Origin of the sequence: Marinobacter sp. MBR-99 (assembly GCF_040547575.1) — a bacterium.
Lineage (GTDB): Bacteria > Pseudomonadota > Gammaproteobacteria > Pseudomonadales > Oleiphilaceae > Marinobacter.
Genome location: NZ_JBEPPY010000002.1, coordinates 249901 through 264183, shown reverse-complemented (window position 1 = coordinate 264183; position 14283 = coordinate 249901). Strand labels below are relative to the sequence as shown.

General features: G+C 57.1%; 11 protein-coding genes and 1 tRNA gene. 11 read left to right on the top strand and 1 reads right to left on the bottom strand.

Annotation, left to right across the window (positions count from 1 at the left end):
* The first annotated feature begins 66 nt into the window (after positions 1–66).
* Both ABIE59_RS03010 and ABIE59_RS03005 read left to right on the top strand, forming a co-directional pair.
* Positions 67–1098 (top strand): AraC family transcriptional regulator, encoded by a 1032-nt coding sequence (locus tag ABIE59_RS03010; RefSeq protein ID WP_354444101.1) that lies wholly within the window; start codon positions 67–69, stop codon positions 1096–1098.
* Positions 1099–1221: 123 nt separating this feature from the next.
* A tRNA-Asp gene (locus tag ABIE59_RS03005) sits at positions 1222–1298 on the top strand.
* Positions 1299–1324: 26 nt separating this feature from the next.
* Here the strand turns inward: ABIE59_RS03005 and ABIE59_RS03000 are convergent.
* Positions 1325–2368, bottom strand: coding sequence for an AraC family transcriptional regulator (locus tag ABIE59_RS03000; protein ID WP_354444099.1), 1044 nt, complete (start codon positions 2366–2368; stop codon positions 1325–1327).
* Between the two features lie 139 nt (positions 2369–2507).
* Between ABIE59_RS03000 and ABIE59_RS02995 the strand changes: the two genes are divergently transcribed.
* The 9 genes from ABIE59_RS02995 to ABIE59_RS02955 all read left to right on the top strand — a co-directional run bounded on the left by ABIE59_RS02995 (position 2508) and on the right by ABIE59_RS02955 (position 14194).
* Positions 2508–4571 (top strand): oxidoreductase, encoded by a 2064-nt coding sequence (locus ABIE59_RS02995; RefSeq protein WP_354444097.1) that lies wholly within the window; start codon positions 2508–2510, stop codon positions 4569–4571.
* A gap of 139 nt (positions 4572–4710) precedes the next feature.
* Positions 4711–5940, top strand: a complete 1230-nt coding sequence (locus ABIE59_RS02990) for a DNA repair protein (protein ID WP_354444095.1) — start codon at positions 4711–4713, stop codon at positions 5938–5940.
* A gap of 112 nt (positions 5941–6052) precedes the next feature.
* Positions 6053–6937, top strand: a complete 885-nt coding sequence (locus ABIE59_RS02985; RefSeq protein ID WP_354444093.1) for an NAD(+) kinase — start codon at positions 6053–6055, stop codon at positions 6935–6937.
* Positions 6938–6939: 2 nt separating this feature from the next.
* Entirely contained in the window at positions 6940–7953 is a 1014-nt protein-coding gene (locus ABIE59_RS02980) for a metallophosphoesterase (protein ID WP_354444091.1), read from the top strand.
* 17 nt (positions 7954–7970) lie between these two features.
* Entirely contained in the window at positions 7971–8645 is a 675-nt protein-coding gene (locus tag ABIE59_RS02975; RefSeq protein WP_502915323.1) for a rhomboid family intramembrane serine protease, read from the top strand.
* A gap of 177 nt (positions 8646–8822) precedes the next feature.
* The gene (locus ABIE59_RS02970; protein WP_354444089.1) at positions 8823–9122 is read left to right on the top strand and encodes a YeaC family protein; all 300 of its coding nucleotides are present in this window, start codon (positions 8823–8825) and stop codon (positions 9120–9122) included.
* A complete protein-coding gene (locus ABIE59_RS02965; protein ID WP_354444087.1) occupies positions 9119–9955 on the top strand; it encodes a DUF2797 domain-containing protein in 837 nt (278 codons plus the stop codon). The genes ABIE59_RS02970 and ABIE59_RS02965 overlap by 4 nt, the downstream gene beginning before the upstream one ends.
* A gap of 31 nt (positions 9956–9986) precedes the next feature.
* Positions 9987–12629, top strand: a complete 2643-nt coding sequence (gene pepN / locus ABIE59_RS02960) for an aminopeptidase N (protein ID WP_354444085.1) — start codon at positions 9987–9989, stop codon at positions 12627–12629.
* A gap of 176 nt (positions 12630–12805) precedes the next feature.
* Positions 12806–14194, top strand: a complete 1389-nt coding sequence (locus ABIE59_RS02955) for a DUF1329 domain-containing protein (RefSeq protein ID WP_354444083.1) — start codon at positions 12806–12808, stop codon at positions 14192–14194.
* Positions 14195–14283 lie beyond the last annotated feature (89 nt).

The following is a 14283-nucleotide window of genomic DNA, read 5'->3' as shown; positions in this document are numbered from 1 at the left end:
CGCCGTGCCTTGGGCACTGTCCGGTGGGTCAAAGTAGTAACCATATAAATAAAATAGCGGGATACTATGCAGGAACTACGTGATGCGGGCGTGATGTTGCGCCTGATTTATGAGGCGATGAAGAAAAAGGGTGTCGATACCGATGCCATATTCAGCCGCCTCGGCGTTGACGAGAACTACGTCTACACAGACCAGCTTCGCACTCCCCACAGCGCCCAGCTTTACTTCTGGCAGGCGGTGGAGGATGTATCCGGCGACCCGGACATAGGCCTGCACCTGGGGCCGCTGTTGCCCGCCTACAAGGGCCAGGTGCTCGAATACCTGTTTCTCAGCAGCCCAACCTTCGGAGAGGGACTGCGCCGGGCTCAGAACTATCAGCGCTTGCTGAGCGATGCCGCCAATACCGATTTCTTTATTGAGGGCGAAGAGGCCTGCATGGTGCTGGATGCTGCCTCCGATGAGATTCGCAAACTCAAGCACTTCAATGAATGCTTCGTCCAGGGGCTGATTACTTTCTTCAAGTCCATCACCGATGGCAACTTCTACCCATCACGAATCGAGTTCGAGCATGGGCGGGAGCAGGGGGCCGAGCACGTACGCGAGGTTCTGGGTTGTAACGTGGTTTTTGGCGCAGAAGAAAACCGGTTGTATTTCCCTGCTGCGATGCTGTCCCATGCCTCGCCCCACGCAGAGCCGGAACTGTTGGCACTGCACGAGCGCTTCGCCAGTGAACAGGTGGCGCGGCTCGAGAAAAAAGACATTGTTGGCCAGGTGGAGCGCATCATCGCCGAGCTGTTGGACAGCGGCGAGGTGACCCTGGATGCGGTAGCTGACCGGCTGGGTATCAAGCCAAGAACCTTGCGCACCCGGCTCACCGAGGCAGAAACCAGCTTCAACCAGGTGCTGGCGGATTTCCGCTATCGGCTGGCGCGGCAGCTCCTTGCTACCACCGATGAGTCAATTGATGAAATTGTGTACCTAACCGGTTTTTCCGAACCCAGTACGTTCTACCGGGCGTTCAAACGCTGGTCGGGTATGACGCCCATCGAATACCGGAAGACGGCCCAGGGCAAAGATGCCATGGTTGACGCCATGTAATCGGAGGTTTGGAAAAATCTGAAAAAAGTTCCGTAAAAGCGTTGACATAAACGGGGGCCTCTTTATAATGCGCCCTCGTTGTCACCGAGCAGCCAGCAACAGAGGCTGTTAGGCAGCAAACGCGGAGCGGTAGTTCAGTTGGTTAGAATACCGGCCTGTCACGCCGGGGGTCGCGGGTTCGAGTCCCGTCCGCTCCGCCATTTTTATCCCCCCCCTTTGCTTTACCTTAGTTACTCCCCTTGATGTGTTTCCGGTATTCTCCCGGGCTTATGCCATACCAGCGCCGATAGGCCTTATGGAATGCCGGTGGGTTTGCAAATCCTAACAGCCAGGCAATTTCTGACAGCGAGCTGTTGGTTTCCTGCAGATAATCCTGCGCCAGTTGTCTGCGGGTGTTGTCCAGCAATTCCCGAAAGCCGGTTCCCTCACTCGCAAGCTGTCTTTGCAGTGTCCAGGGTGTTGTTCCCAGCCGGTTGGCCAGGGTTTCAATGGTCGGCGTTTCTCCTCGTAGTAACGGCGTCATCAGGTATCGGGCTCTGTCAGCCACACTCCAGCCTTTACGAATCTGCTGCAGTTCCTGCTCGCACCACGACGTCAGTTTCTCGTGCATGCTCTGGTGAGCCTGACTGGGCACCTGCAGCCAGGCGCTTTCCTTGACGCGAATTGAATTTTCCTTCGCGCCGAATTCCACCGGGCAGCGAAACCAGCTTTCAAATACATCATCCAGCCCAATCGACGGATACTCGATACGCACCCGTTCCAGAACGTCGTAGCGGCCTGTCATGTGTCTGATCAGTTGTGCCCAGGCGGCAAGAATCGAATCCACTACAAAGTAGTTGTACTGGTTGTAAGGGCTGATGGAGTAAAAGCAGGCCTTACGGTGCTCAGCTGCCAGGCTTGGCTCCCCCCGGGAGTTTCGGCTGCTAAGCAGGGAATAACGTATCAGTGTGGCAAGGGCCTGGTGAACCGAATTGGCGGTTTCTGCTGCCAGGCCGGCAATGCCGGCATCGATGGGGCGTGTCAGGGCGCCCATGCGCAGGCCGAGGGCTGGGTTGCCTGTTGTGGCGATGGCAGCCTGGCCCAGGCGCATGAATCTGGGAATGCTGATGCGGCCTTCCGGTGCGGCCAGCTTGGGGTCATTCAGGTGAAACTGGGATTTTAACTTTTCGGTATCGCCTCCCTCGGCCTCAGTGGCGCGCAGCAACACCGAAGCATAGAGCAGGCTGATGTCGCCCAGCGAATTCTGGTTGGAACTGGAAACATTGGTCATGATCGTATTATCGGTGTTATCCAGAGATAATAAAATGTTCTTTTTGGATATTGTTGCGTTAGCGGGAGCTGGGTAGTGTAGGAGCCATAACAATGGGAGCGACCGCTTCCCGATCCTACAAACGATGAGGAGTTTACCAATGGCTGCATCACCGGGCGTGAGCAAGTACCCGCACCTGCTAGAACCACTGGACCTTGGCTTTACCACCCTGCGTAACCGCACACTGATGGGCTCCATGCATACCGGCCTGGAGGAAGTGAAAAACGGATTCGAGCGTTTGGCGGCGTTCTACTCCGAGCGCGCCCTTGGTGGCGTTGGCCTGATCGTAACGGGTGGTATTGGTCCGAATACCGAAGGCGCGGTCTTTCAGCACGCGGCCAAGATGAGCACAGAGGAAGAGTCTGACAAACACAAGGTGATTACCCAGGCCGTGCACGAGGCCGATGGCAAAATCTGCATGCAGATCCTGCACGCTGGCCGTTACGCTTATTCCCCTGAGCTGGTAGCGCCGTCTGCCATCCAGGCGCCGATCAACCCGTTCAAGCCTAAAGAGCTCGATGAAGCCGGCATCCAGAAGCAGATCGACGACTACGTGAATTGTGCGGCCCTGGCCCAGCGTGCCGGATACGATGGCGTGGAGATTATGGGGTCCGAGGGTTATTTCATTAACCAGTTCATCGTCAAACACACCAACCATCGAACCGATCAGTGGGGTGGCAGTTACGAGAACCGCATTCGCCTGCCCATTGAAATCGTTCGCCGGGTACGTGAGCGTGTGGGCGAGAACTTTATCATTATCTATCGCCTGTCCATGCTCGACCTGATCGAAGACGGCAGCACCTGGGAAGAGGTGGTGCACCTGGCCAAGGAAATCGAGAAGGCGGGCGCCACCATTATCAATACCGGTATCGGCTGGCACGAAGCCCGAGTGCCGACCATCGCCACCTCCGTGCCCCGTGGCGCCTTTACCAAGGTAACGGCCCGGCTTAAAGGTGAGGTCAGTATTCCGCTGGTCACCACCAACCGGATTAACATGCCGGACGTTGCCGAGAAAGTTCTGGCAGAAGGCGATGCGGATATGGTGTCCATGGCCCGCCCGTTCCTGGCGGATGCTGACCTGGTGCTCAAGGCCGAGGAAGATCGTGCCGAGGAGATCAATACCTGTATCGGCTGTAACCAGGCCTGCCTTGACCACACGTTCAGTGGCAAGTTGACGTCCTGCCTGGTCAACCCCCGTGCCTGCCACGAAACCGAGTTGGCTTATGTCAAGACGGCTGCACCGAAGGCGATTGCGGTGGTTGGTGCCGGCCCCGCGGGCCTGGCGTTTGCCTCCGTTGCCGCGGAGCGCGGGCATAAAGTGACTGTCTTTGACGCCGGCAGCGAGGTTGGTGGCCAGTTCAATGTGGCCAAGCGCATTCCGGGCAAGGAAGAGTTTTACGAGACCCTGCGTTACTTCCGGGTGATGCTCGATAAGCACGGCGTTGACGTTCGGCTCAATACCCGTGTCACGGCAGAAGACCTCAAGGCCGGTGGCTTTGATGAGGTGGTTCTGGCCACTGGCGTTGAGCCCCGCACCCCGGATATCGAAGGCATTGATCACCCGAAGGTGATTGGTTACCTGGATGCGCTGCTGGAGCGCAAACCGGTTGGTCAGAAAGTTGCGGTCATCGGAGCGGGGGGTATCGGCTTTGATGTGTCAGAATTTATCGTCCACAAGGGTGAATCGCCCTCTTTGAACACCGAGCACTTCATGAAGGAGTGGGGCGTGGATCTGACTGTTGAACACCGTGGCGGTATTCAGGGTGTCCAGCCGCAGGTGCCTGAGCCTGCGCGGGAGGTTTACCTGCTGCAGCGCAAGGCCTCCAAAGTCGGCAAGAACCTTGGCAAGACCACAGGCTGGATTCACCGCACCTCGCTCAAGCATCGCAACGTGCAGATGGTGCCTGGCGTCAGCTATCGCAAGATTGATGACGAAGGTCTGCACATTACCATCACACCGAAAGGTGCCGAGCAGGGTGAAGATAAAGTGTTGCCGGTGGATACCATCATTGTGTGTGCGGGTCAGGAGCCGCTGCGTGAGCTGCAGTCAGGTCTGGAGGCAGCCGGTTTGCCGGTGCACCTGATTGGTGGTGCTGATGTTGCCGCTGAGCTGGACGCAAAGCGGGCCATTGATCAGGGTAGCCGCCTGGCAGCGGAGATCTGATCACAAAACGTTGCAGTTTTTCTCTGTGTTTCGGTTAAGGTCTGGCTAGACTGTGGGGTTGAAGAGCGGAAGAAGAATGGAACTCTCTTCCCGCCTTGGGCGTCCATAACAAGAGTCTTCCGAAGCATGGAGAAAGTGAATGGTTAATGCCGCGCAGGCAGGTGAAGGGTACTCGGCAGTTTTCTTTATGGAGGGCAGTCAGGTTGCCCGGCAGATGCGCTTGTCTGAGTTCGGCGCGTTTCTGGACGGCTATGTTGGTTTGTCTGACCTTGCCGAGACAGACGTCCGGGCGGTACTGGTAAACCTCTCTCCGGAGCTGATGGTCCGCTCCCTAGTCTTCTTCCGTATCTGGTTCGATGACGAGGGGCGGGCTGACAGCCACTGGAATGTGCCCATCGAGGCGTTGGCAGAGAAAGGCGCCAAGGGCCCGGATATGGGCTGTGGAGCTATCCGGCTGGTGTGCCGAAGCCAGTGCCCCGATCCGGCGTTTGCCCAGGAGCTCTGGGACCCGGACATGACCCCCGGCAGCAACCATTTCCAGTTGATCCGCAAAGCGGTGGAAGCCAATACCCTGCGTTTCCAGAAAATGGAACCGGAAGAAGAGAATATCCCGGTTCTTACCACGGCAAATGTGGAGCAGCCGGTTGATGACGGACGCGATCGCGCCCGCGTTGCCCAGATCCTCCGTGAACAACGGCTCCGGATCAAAACCCTCCAGAGTGTACACCGGGATTCCCTGGCTGACCTCCAGCGTGAGCATCGCCTTGAGATGCAGGCCCTGCGCGGTGAGATGTCAGATCTGGAGCAGCGTTACGAGCGCACCCGGATCAGCAATGAGCAGCTCAAGCAGCGCCTGGCGCAACGCAACGAGCAATACCTCTCCATGCAGGAGAAAATGGCGGAGGGCGATGCCCTGCAGCGCAAGGACGTCAACGCCGATGCCGAGACCGTCCTGCTGCGAGAGCAGCTGGAGCGTAAACAACGGGAGCTCGAGCTTCGGGATGACAAGATTGTTGCCCTTGAGCAGGAAAACCACGAGCTCCGCCACCAGGTTCCGCCTGAGGATTCGCTGCTACAACAACTGCAGAGCCAGTCGGTATTTCTGGTTGCCTACCATCCCGGTGTCGGGCACATCACCTTGCCCTACGAAGATATCGACACCTATTTTGGTAATCCGGTGGCCTACGCGGCGGAACGTTGCGGTATGAACGAGCCGGCCTACAAAGACTGGCTGGCGCACTACGAACACCCGGTTTGCCGCCATGTCGATAATGCAGGAAATGCCTGCGGTGAGCCGATCATGAGGGTAACTCAACCGGCTGAGTTCCAGCCCGGGATAGACGACCACTGCGAGCAGCATCGGTCCTGACGCGGATCTTTTTTCAGTATCGGCCCGAGATTCGTTAAACTGTGGATCTGTTCGTTACAGAACAGGGAGGGCGACGCCTTTCCTGTCTCATTCAGACACCACGGGATACTTCATGGATCAGTTCAGGAATATCGGCATCGTCGGGCGTATGGGCAGCGTCAAGGTGGTTGAGTCCCTACGACAGCTCAAGCAATACCTGACGGCCAACAACTACCACGTCATCATTGAAGAAGATACATCCACCATGATTCCGGGCCATGGTCTTCAGGTAGCCAGCAAGAAACTGCTTGGCGAGATCTGCGACCTGGTCATTGTGGTGGGTGGTGACGGTAGTTTGCTCGGGGCCGCCCGTGAGCTGGCGAAATCCAAGATCCCGATTCTGGGCGTCAACCGCGGTCGGCTGGGCTTCCTGACGGATATTTCCCCGTCTGATCTGGAAGAGCGCCTGGCGCAGGTGCTGGCCGGCGATTACATTGAGGAATCGCGGTTCCTGCTGGATGGCCATGTGGAGCGTAATGGCCAACCTCTTGGCTATGGCTCCGCTTTGAACGATGTGGTGCTGCATCCGGGGAAATCCACCCGGATGATCGGTTTTGACCTGTATATTGATGGCCATTTCGTCTACAGCCAGCGCTCCGATGGTTTGATTGTGGCCACGCCCACCGGGTCAACCGCCTATTCCCTGTCAGCAGGCGGCCCCATCATGCATCCGAAGCTGGACGCCGTGGTACTGGTGCCCATGTTCCCTCACACCCTGAGCAGTCGCCCGATCGTGGTGGACGGCAAGAGTGAAATCAAACTGGTTATTGGTGAAACCAACGAAACCTACCCGCAAGTCAGTTTTGATGGCCAGATGAATATTGCCTGTGCGCCAGGGGATATCATCCGCATTACCAAAAAGCCGTTCAAGATCCGTCTGATACACCCGACCGATCACAATTTCTATGCCACCTGTCGTGACAAGTTAGGTTGGGCAAGCGAAATAGCAGCGAGTTGATTATGGCGGGACAGACTCCAACCGCGAGCCGCGGTTACGACATTATTGGCGATATTCACGGTTGCGCCCACACGCTGGAGCGCTTGCTCGAACAAATGGGGTATCGCAAACAGAACGGCATCTACCAGCATCCTCGGCGTCAGGCGATTTTTATTGGCGACATTATTGACCGTGGCCCAAGGATCCGTGAGGCTCTGCACCTGGTGCGAGACATGGTTGAGCATGGGGCTGCACGTATCGTGATGGGCAACCATGAATACAACGCCCTCGGTTATTGCACCCGGGCCCGGCCGGGCAGTGGCAAGAAGTTTCTGCGCGAACACAACGCCCGCCATGATCGTCTGATCAAGGAAACCCTTGAGCAGTTTGATGCGTACCCCCATGAGTGGAATGACTTCCTCGAGTGGTTCTATACCATTCCGCTGTTCATTGAGGAGGAAAACTTCCGGGTGGTTCATGCCTGCTGGGATCAAGACCTGATCGACAAGTTCCGGCAGAGTCAGGGTGGCGCCTGTATTGATGAAGACTTTTTGCATGCGTCGGCCGCCATTGAGTCTTTTGCTGGCCAGGTGATGGACACCTTGTTGCGCGGTACCGACCTGCGCTTGCCGCCGGGCGTCAAGATTACCGGGCGGGACGGCTATGTGCGGGAGTTTTTCCGTACCAAGTTCTGGGCCGACAACCCGCAAACCTATGCCGACGTGGTGTTTCAGCCAGACCCATTACCACCGGAAGTGGCTGCCATGAGCCTGCGGGAAGACGAGCGCAGACAACTGATCACTTACCCGCTGAACGCGCCGCCAGTGTTTGTTGGGCATTACTGGATGGACGGTGAGCCCGCACCCTTGAAGTCGAATGTGGCCTGTATCGATTACAGCGCCGTAAAGTACGGCAAGCTGGTGGCCTACCGGCTGGATGATGAGAAGGCACTTTCCCGTGACAAGTTTGTCTGGGTAGATGTGGATCGCCCGGAACAGCCGGATTATCCCACCAGCGAAGACAGTGTGGCGCGTTAGAGATCAGCGAGGTTAACTTGGACCAACAGACATCGTCTCCGATTACCCCCAGTGGGCGCTGGCAGCCTTCCCCTCGCCACGCTCCTTTTGTTGTGGGGGTCATCGGCATTGCCGTTGCCATGGTGTGGCTGACGTCCATGGGACAGAATCCCATGGCCGCTGCCATGATGGTTGTCGATCCCAGGCATTACTCCTGGAATGTGTTCAGCTCACTGGACGGACGGCTGGATGCGCTTGTGGCGACGCTGACAAGCGGACAGGTGTGGCGCCTGATCACACCGGACTTCCTGCACTTCAGTTGGACGCACATCATCTTTAACTCGGTCATGCTCTGGTTTCTGGGCAGCCAGATCGAGTGGATTGATGGCCGTGCGCGCCTGGTGGCGCTGTTCCTGGTAACCAGCCTATCCGCCAACCTGTTGCAGTATCTGGTGTCTGGCCCGTTGTTCGGGGGCTTGTCTGGCGTGGTGTACGGCATTCTGGGTTACTGTTGGCTGAGCCAGCAACGCCAACCCAGATTCCAGTTTCCCCCGGCGCTGGTTACCTTTGCCCTGGTGTGGATGGTGATCGGTTTTACCCCTATACCGGAAATGATTGGCGTCGGCCGGATGGCCAACGAGGCCCACCTGGGTGGCTTTATTGGCGGACTGGCTGTGGCGGCGGTGATGCCTGTAAGGCGCCGTTTTCGGTGATCGGATAAAAAAAAGCCCCGCCAAATGGCGGGGCATGAAAAGAGCTTTTAGCTCCTGATGAGAGAGACCAAATGATACGACCGTCGTCATTTGGTGAATTAATGATAATTGTTATCATTTAGATCTGTCAAACGGATTTGCCGGTTTTTTTATGAATGATTTTTCAGGAGGTGGGTAATGACCTACGACGAACTCATTGAACGGCTGGATCCGACTGTTTACCGGAACCTCAAGCAAGCGATTGAGCTTGGCAAGTGGCCTGATGGCCGGGCCATGACCCGCGACCAGCGGGAAATCAGCCTGGAAGCCGTTATCTATTACGAAAACAAACACAATGTGCCCGAAGAACAGCGCGTGGGCTATCTGGACCGGGGCGAGAAAGCCGGTACAGCTTGCGACCCGTCTGTGCAATTCCGTAAAGATCGCCAGAACGACAATGGTGTAGACCCGGAGCAGTTTGTCGAGGTCAAGGTTTGAGCGAATCAATTGATGTAACCGGGCGCCTTCGGAAGATGCCGGCGCAAGCTGGCGACCCGGTGGCCTATACTCTGGCCGTGGGCGACACCCGCATTCCCCTGAACGACCTGATTGGCCAGACGGTGCGGCTGGACTTTGACGGTGTGATCCGCTGTATCCACTGCGACCGCACGACCAAGAAGAGTTTCAATCAGGGCTACTGCTATCCCTGTTTCCGCAAACTGGCTGCCTGTGACAGTTGCATCATGAGCCCCGAAAAATGCCATTACCACCAGGGCACCTGCCGGGAGCCGGAGTGGGGCGAGGCGAATTGCATGGTAGAACACGTGGTCTACCTGGCCAATTCCAGTGGCTTGAAGGTGGGTATTACCCGGGGCTCGCAAGTGCCGACCCGCTGGATCGACCAGGGGGCGGTGACAGCTATTCCTATGCTGCGGGTGGCGAGCCGCTACCTGTCTGGTCTGGTGGAGGTGGCATGCAAGAACCACGTGGCTGACCGAACCAACTGGCGCGCAATGCTCAAGGGCGACGTTCCGGAGCTGGATCTGGTGCAGGAGCGGCGGAAAATGCTGGAGCTTATTGAGGATGACCTGGCGCAGTTGCGCGCGAAACACGGTCAAGACAGTATCAGAGTCGTAGAGGAGGTCTCACTCGGGCTGGGTTATCCGGTTCAGGTGTGGCCGTCGAAAGTGAAAACCCATAATCTGGATAAAACGCCGGAAGTAGAGGGGCTCCTGGAAGGTATCAAGGGCCAGTACCTGATGCTCGATACCGGCGTGATCAATATCCGAAAATTTACCGGCTACGAAGTCCGGTTCCGGGTTCTTGACTGAGCCCTGAACGTTTACTGCCTGGAGAATGTGAATGCGTACCAACCAGCCTCAAACCATTTACCTGAGCGAGTACCAGGCGCCGGCGTATCTGGTGGACCATGTTAACTTGCGCTTTGAGCTGTTCGAGGATGGCGCGAGGGTTCACAGCACCTTGTCCATGCGCCGTAATCCGGCCGCCGGGCAGGGCGGCACACCGCTGGAGCTGGACGGCGACAGCCTGACTCTGGAATCTCTGGCCCTGAATGGTCGTTCCCTGGCCAGCGCTGAGTATCAGGACGAGGGCGACAGGCTGGTGATTCCCGTGGTGCCTGATACCTTCGAGCTGACGGTTGTCACCTGGATAGAGCCGCAGAATAATACCCGCCTGGAGGGGCTTTACAAGTCATCGGGCATGTTCTGTACCCAGTGCGAAGCCGAAGGTTTCCGCTGCATTACCTATTATCCGGACCGGCCGGACGTGATGGCGCGCTTCCAGACGCGAGTTGAAGCCGATAAGTCTGCCTACCCGGTATTGCTGTCCAACGGTAACCCCATTGAACAGGGCGACCTTGAGAACGGCCGTCACTTTGTGACCTGGGAAGATCCGTTCCCCAAACCGGCGTACCTGTTTGCACTGGTGGCGGGTGACCTTGTCGAGAAGCGGGATACGTTTACCACCGTTTCTGGTCGCGATATCGATTTGCGCATCTACGTTGAGGCGCGTAATGCCCGCAAGTGCGATTACGCCATGGATGCACTCAAGCGCTCGATGCGCTGGGATGAAGAAGTGTACGGCCGTGAGTACGATCTTGATATCTTCATGATCGTTGCGGTGGATGATTTCAATATGGGGGCCATGGAAAACAAGGGCCTGAACATCTTCAATTCATCCTGTGTGCTCGCCAGCCAGGACACAGCCACCGATGCGGCATTCCAGCGTATCGAAGCCATTGTCGCCCACGAGTATTTCCACAACTGGTCCGGCAACCGGGTTACCTGCCGGGACTGGTTCCAGCTAAGCCTGAAAGAAGGCTTCACGGTGTTCCGGGATTCCCAGTTCTCGGCGGATATGGGGTCGCCCACCGTCAAGCGCATTGAAGACGTTACCCTGCTGCGCACCGCTCAGTTCGCCGAAGATGCCGGCCCTATGGCGCATCCAGTTCGGCCGGCCTCATATATGGAAATATCCAACTTCTATACCTTGACCATCTACGAGAAAGGGGCAGAAGTCGTACGGATGATTCACAATCTGCTCGGTGCCGAGCTGTTCAGGAAGGGCAGCGATCTCTACTTTGAGCGTCACGACGGCCAGGCCGTCACCACCGATGACTTTGTGCGGGCAATGGAAGATGCCTCCGGGCGCGACCTGGGCCAGTTCCGCTTGTGGTATGAACAGGCGGGCACACCGGTTTTGGCGGTCTCGGACTATTACGATGAGGTGCAAGGTGTGTATCGACTGGATATCCGGCAGTCGATTCCGGATACGCCCGGGCAGTCCGGCAAAAAGCCGCAACATATCCCGTTCGCGGTGGGCCTGCTTGATTCCGAAGGCCAGCCTCTGCCCCTGAATTTGGGCGCGGGTGAGCAGAATGGCCCGGTTGAGCGGGTGCTTGAGCTGACTGAATCGGAACACCGTTTTGAGTTTCATGGTCTCAAGCAACGGCCAGTTCCGTCGCTGTTGAGGGATTTCTCTGCGCCAGTTCGTGTGCATTACCCCTGGACCCGCGAACAGTTGTTGTTCCTGATGAGTCATGATCCGGACGGCTTTAATCGCTGGGATGCGGGGCAGCGTCTGGCCGTGGACGTGATTCAGTCTTTGCTTGGTGCGCCCGAAGATGCGGAAGTTGAGCCGCGGTTGGTGGAAGCCTATCGTCAGTTATTGAACGATGCGGAGCTGGACCAGGCGCTTGTGGCCAAGATGCTGCTGTTGCCCTCGGAGGCCTATCTGGTCGAGCTTTCCGAGCAGGCCGATGTGCCGGCCATCCACGCTGCCCGGGAACGGGTGGTGAAGCATCTGGCATGGGCGCTCCGGGATGATCTTCTGGCCTGTTACCAGCGCAATACTGGCCAGGGTGTTTATGAGCTGACGCCCGGCGCCATCGCCCGCCGTAGTCTGCGGAATACGGCGTTGGCATGGCTGCTCCACATTGATGATGAGCAGGGGCGGGGATTGGCCGTTGAGCAATTTCAACAGGCGGATAATATGACGGATCGCCTCGGCGCCCTGCGTGCCCTCGTGAACTCCGGTTTTGAGTCGGAGCGAAATGAGGCCCTGGCGGCATTCTTCGAGCGTTTCCAGGATGATCCTCAGGTGGTTGAGTTATGGTTCTCGGTGCAGGCGTCCAGTGACCGGGCCGGGCAGTTGCCGCAGATCCAGGCGCTGTTGGAGCACCCCGCCTTTGACTGGAAGAACCCCAACAAGGTGCGTTCTGTAGTCGGCGTATTTGCTGGCCAGAACCTGGCCGCTTTCCATGATCCGGATGGCAGCGGCTACCAGTTCCTTTCAGAGCAGGTGTGCCGGTTGGACGATAGCAACCCGCAAATCGCGGCACGGCTGGTGTCCCCGCTCACCCGGTGGAAGAAGTTTGCACCGCAATACAGCCGTCAGATGAAGGCCGCCCTTGAGCGGATTCGCGGCAAAGCCGAGCTGTCGCGAGATGTGTACGAGGTGGTTCACAAGAGCCTGGCGGACTGACGCCGCTCGTTATCTGGCTGTGATTGTAAAGCCGTCGTCACAGCCAGATACAAAATCGCACTTTCGGTCGATAGACAATGTTGCTCAATCAGCTAATCTGATGGAAAGTCTGCGATTGCGTCAGACCATAACAATAAAGCCCTGTAGAGGCTCCCAGACGGATTTAAGGTTGCACAATGAGATACAACAAGAACGCATTTTTTGGCGGGTTGCTTGCGCTTTCGTTTGCAGCGGCACCCGTTCACGCCGGTGTGTCTGCCGCCGAGGCTAGTCGCCTCGGCCAGGACCTGACGCCATTCGGTTCCATCAAAGCCGGTAATGAAGCTGGCACCATCCCGGCCTGGACTGGCGGTCTGACACAGCCCCCGGCTGGTTACGAGGGCAGCGGACAGCATCATATTAACCCGTTCCCGGACGACCAGGTTCTGTTCACAATTACTGCTTCCAACATGGAACAGTATGACGAGTACCTGACTGATGGCGTCAGGGCCATGCTCCGTACCTACCCAACGACCTTCCGCATTCCTGTTTACCAGTCGCGTCGCACCCACGCAGTGCCGGATTGGGTTGCTGAGAATACCCGGAAAAACGCCGTCAACGCCGAAATTGTCGGGCAGGCCGAGGGGCTGAACGGGGCATTTGGTGGTTATCCGTTTCCAATCCTGCACGGCACCGATGAAGAAAAAGCCTGGCAGGTGGTCTGGAACCATCTGACCCGTTGGCGGGGTGTTTCTGTAACCCGTCGTTCCAGTGAGGTGGCGGTTCAGACCAACGGCGACTATGCTCTTGTAACGTCACAACAGGAAGCCTTCTTCAACTTCTACAACCCGGAAGGTGGTGAAGCAGATCTCGAAAACGTCATTTTCTACTATCTCTCGTTCACCCAGTCTCCACCCCGCCTGGCGGGTGGTGCCATCCTGATTCACGAGACTCTGAACCAGATTATCAACCCCCGTAACGGTTGGGGCTATAACGCTGGCCAGCGGCGGGTGCGCCGTGCGCCAAACCTTGGCTATGATTCGCCAATCGCGGCGGCCGACAATCTGCGCACCGCCGATGACACCGATATTTTTAACGGTGCCATGGATCGCTACAACTGGAACTATGAGGGTATGAGGGAAATTTACATCCCTTATAACAACTACCGGATTGGTGAAAAAGGCACGCCATATTCTGAGATTCTGGGTATTTCTCACCTGAATCCTGACTTGACCCGCTGGGAGTTGCACCGTGTGCACGTGGTAGAGGCAACCCTCAAGCCAGGCGAGCGGCATATTTACGGCAAGCGTCGTTTTTATGTGGATGCGGATAGCTGGAACACTGTGCTGCTGGACCAGTATGACGGTCGTGGAGAACTGTGGCGCGTGACCATGGGTATCCCCAAGAACTATTATGAGCTGCCCGGCGTGTGGACAGTGCTTGACGTATACCACGACCTTCAGGCTCGCCGTTACCATGTGCTGGGCCTGGATACAGAAGAATCCGGTACACGGGTGTTTACTGACGATGTGCCGAACAAACGTTATTTCTCACCGGCCTCGCTGCGCCGGCGGAGTGTACGCTAAGGATTCGGCGTACAGTCTGATCCCGGAGTGGCAGTAGTGGTACCAGCGATACCGGCGGCCTTATGGCTGCCGGTTTGTTTGTGCTACTG

Coding starts and splice junctions, on each gene's coding strand:
- ABIE59_RS03010 (WP_354444101.1), top strand. CDS start 67: ATGCAGGAACTACGTGATGCGGGCGTGATGTTGCGCCTGATTTATGAG.
- ABIE59_RS03000 (WP_354444099.1), bottom strand. CDS start 2,368: ATGACCAATGTTTCCAGTTCCAACCAGAATTCGCTGGGCGACATCAGC.
- ABIE59_RS02995 (WP_354444097.1), top strand. CDS start 2,508: ATGGCTGCATCACCGGGCGTGAGCAAGTACCCGCACCTGCTAGAACCA.
- ABIE59_RS02990 (WP_354444095.1), top strand. CDS start 4,711: ATGGTTAATGCCGCGCAGGCAGGTGAAGGGTACTCGGCAGTTTTCTTT.
- ABIE59_RS02985 (WP_354444093.1), top strand. CDS start 6,053: ATGGATCAGTTCAGGAATATCGGCATCGTCGGGCGTATGGGCAGCGTC.
- ABIE59_RS02980 (WP_354444091.1), top strand. CDS start 6,940: ATGGCGGGACAGACTCCAACCGCGAGCCGCGGTTACGACATTATTGGC.
- ABIE59_RS02970 (WP_354444089.1), top strand. CDS start 8,823: ATGACCTACGACGAACTCATTGAACGGCTGGATCCGACTGTTTACCGG.
- pepN (WP_354444085.1), top strand. CDS start 9,987: ATGCGTACCAACCAGCCTCAAACCATTTACCTGAGCGAGTACCAGGCG.
- ABIE59_RS02955 (WP_354444083.1), top strand. CDS start 12,806: ATGAGATACAACAAGAACGCATTTTTTGGCGGGTTGCTTGCGCTTTCG.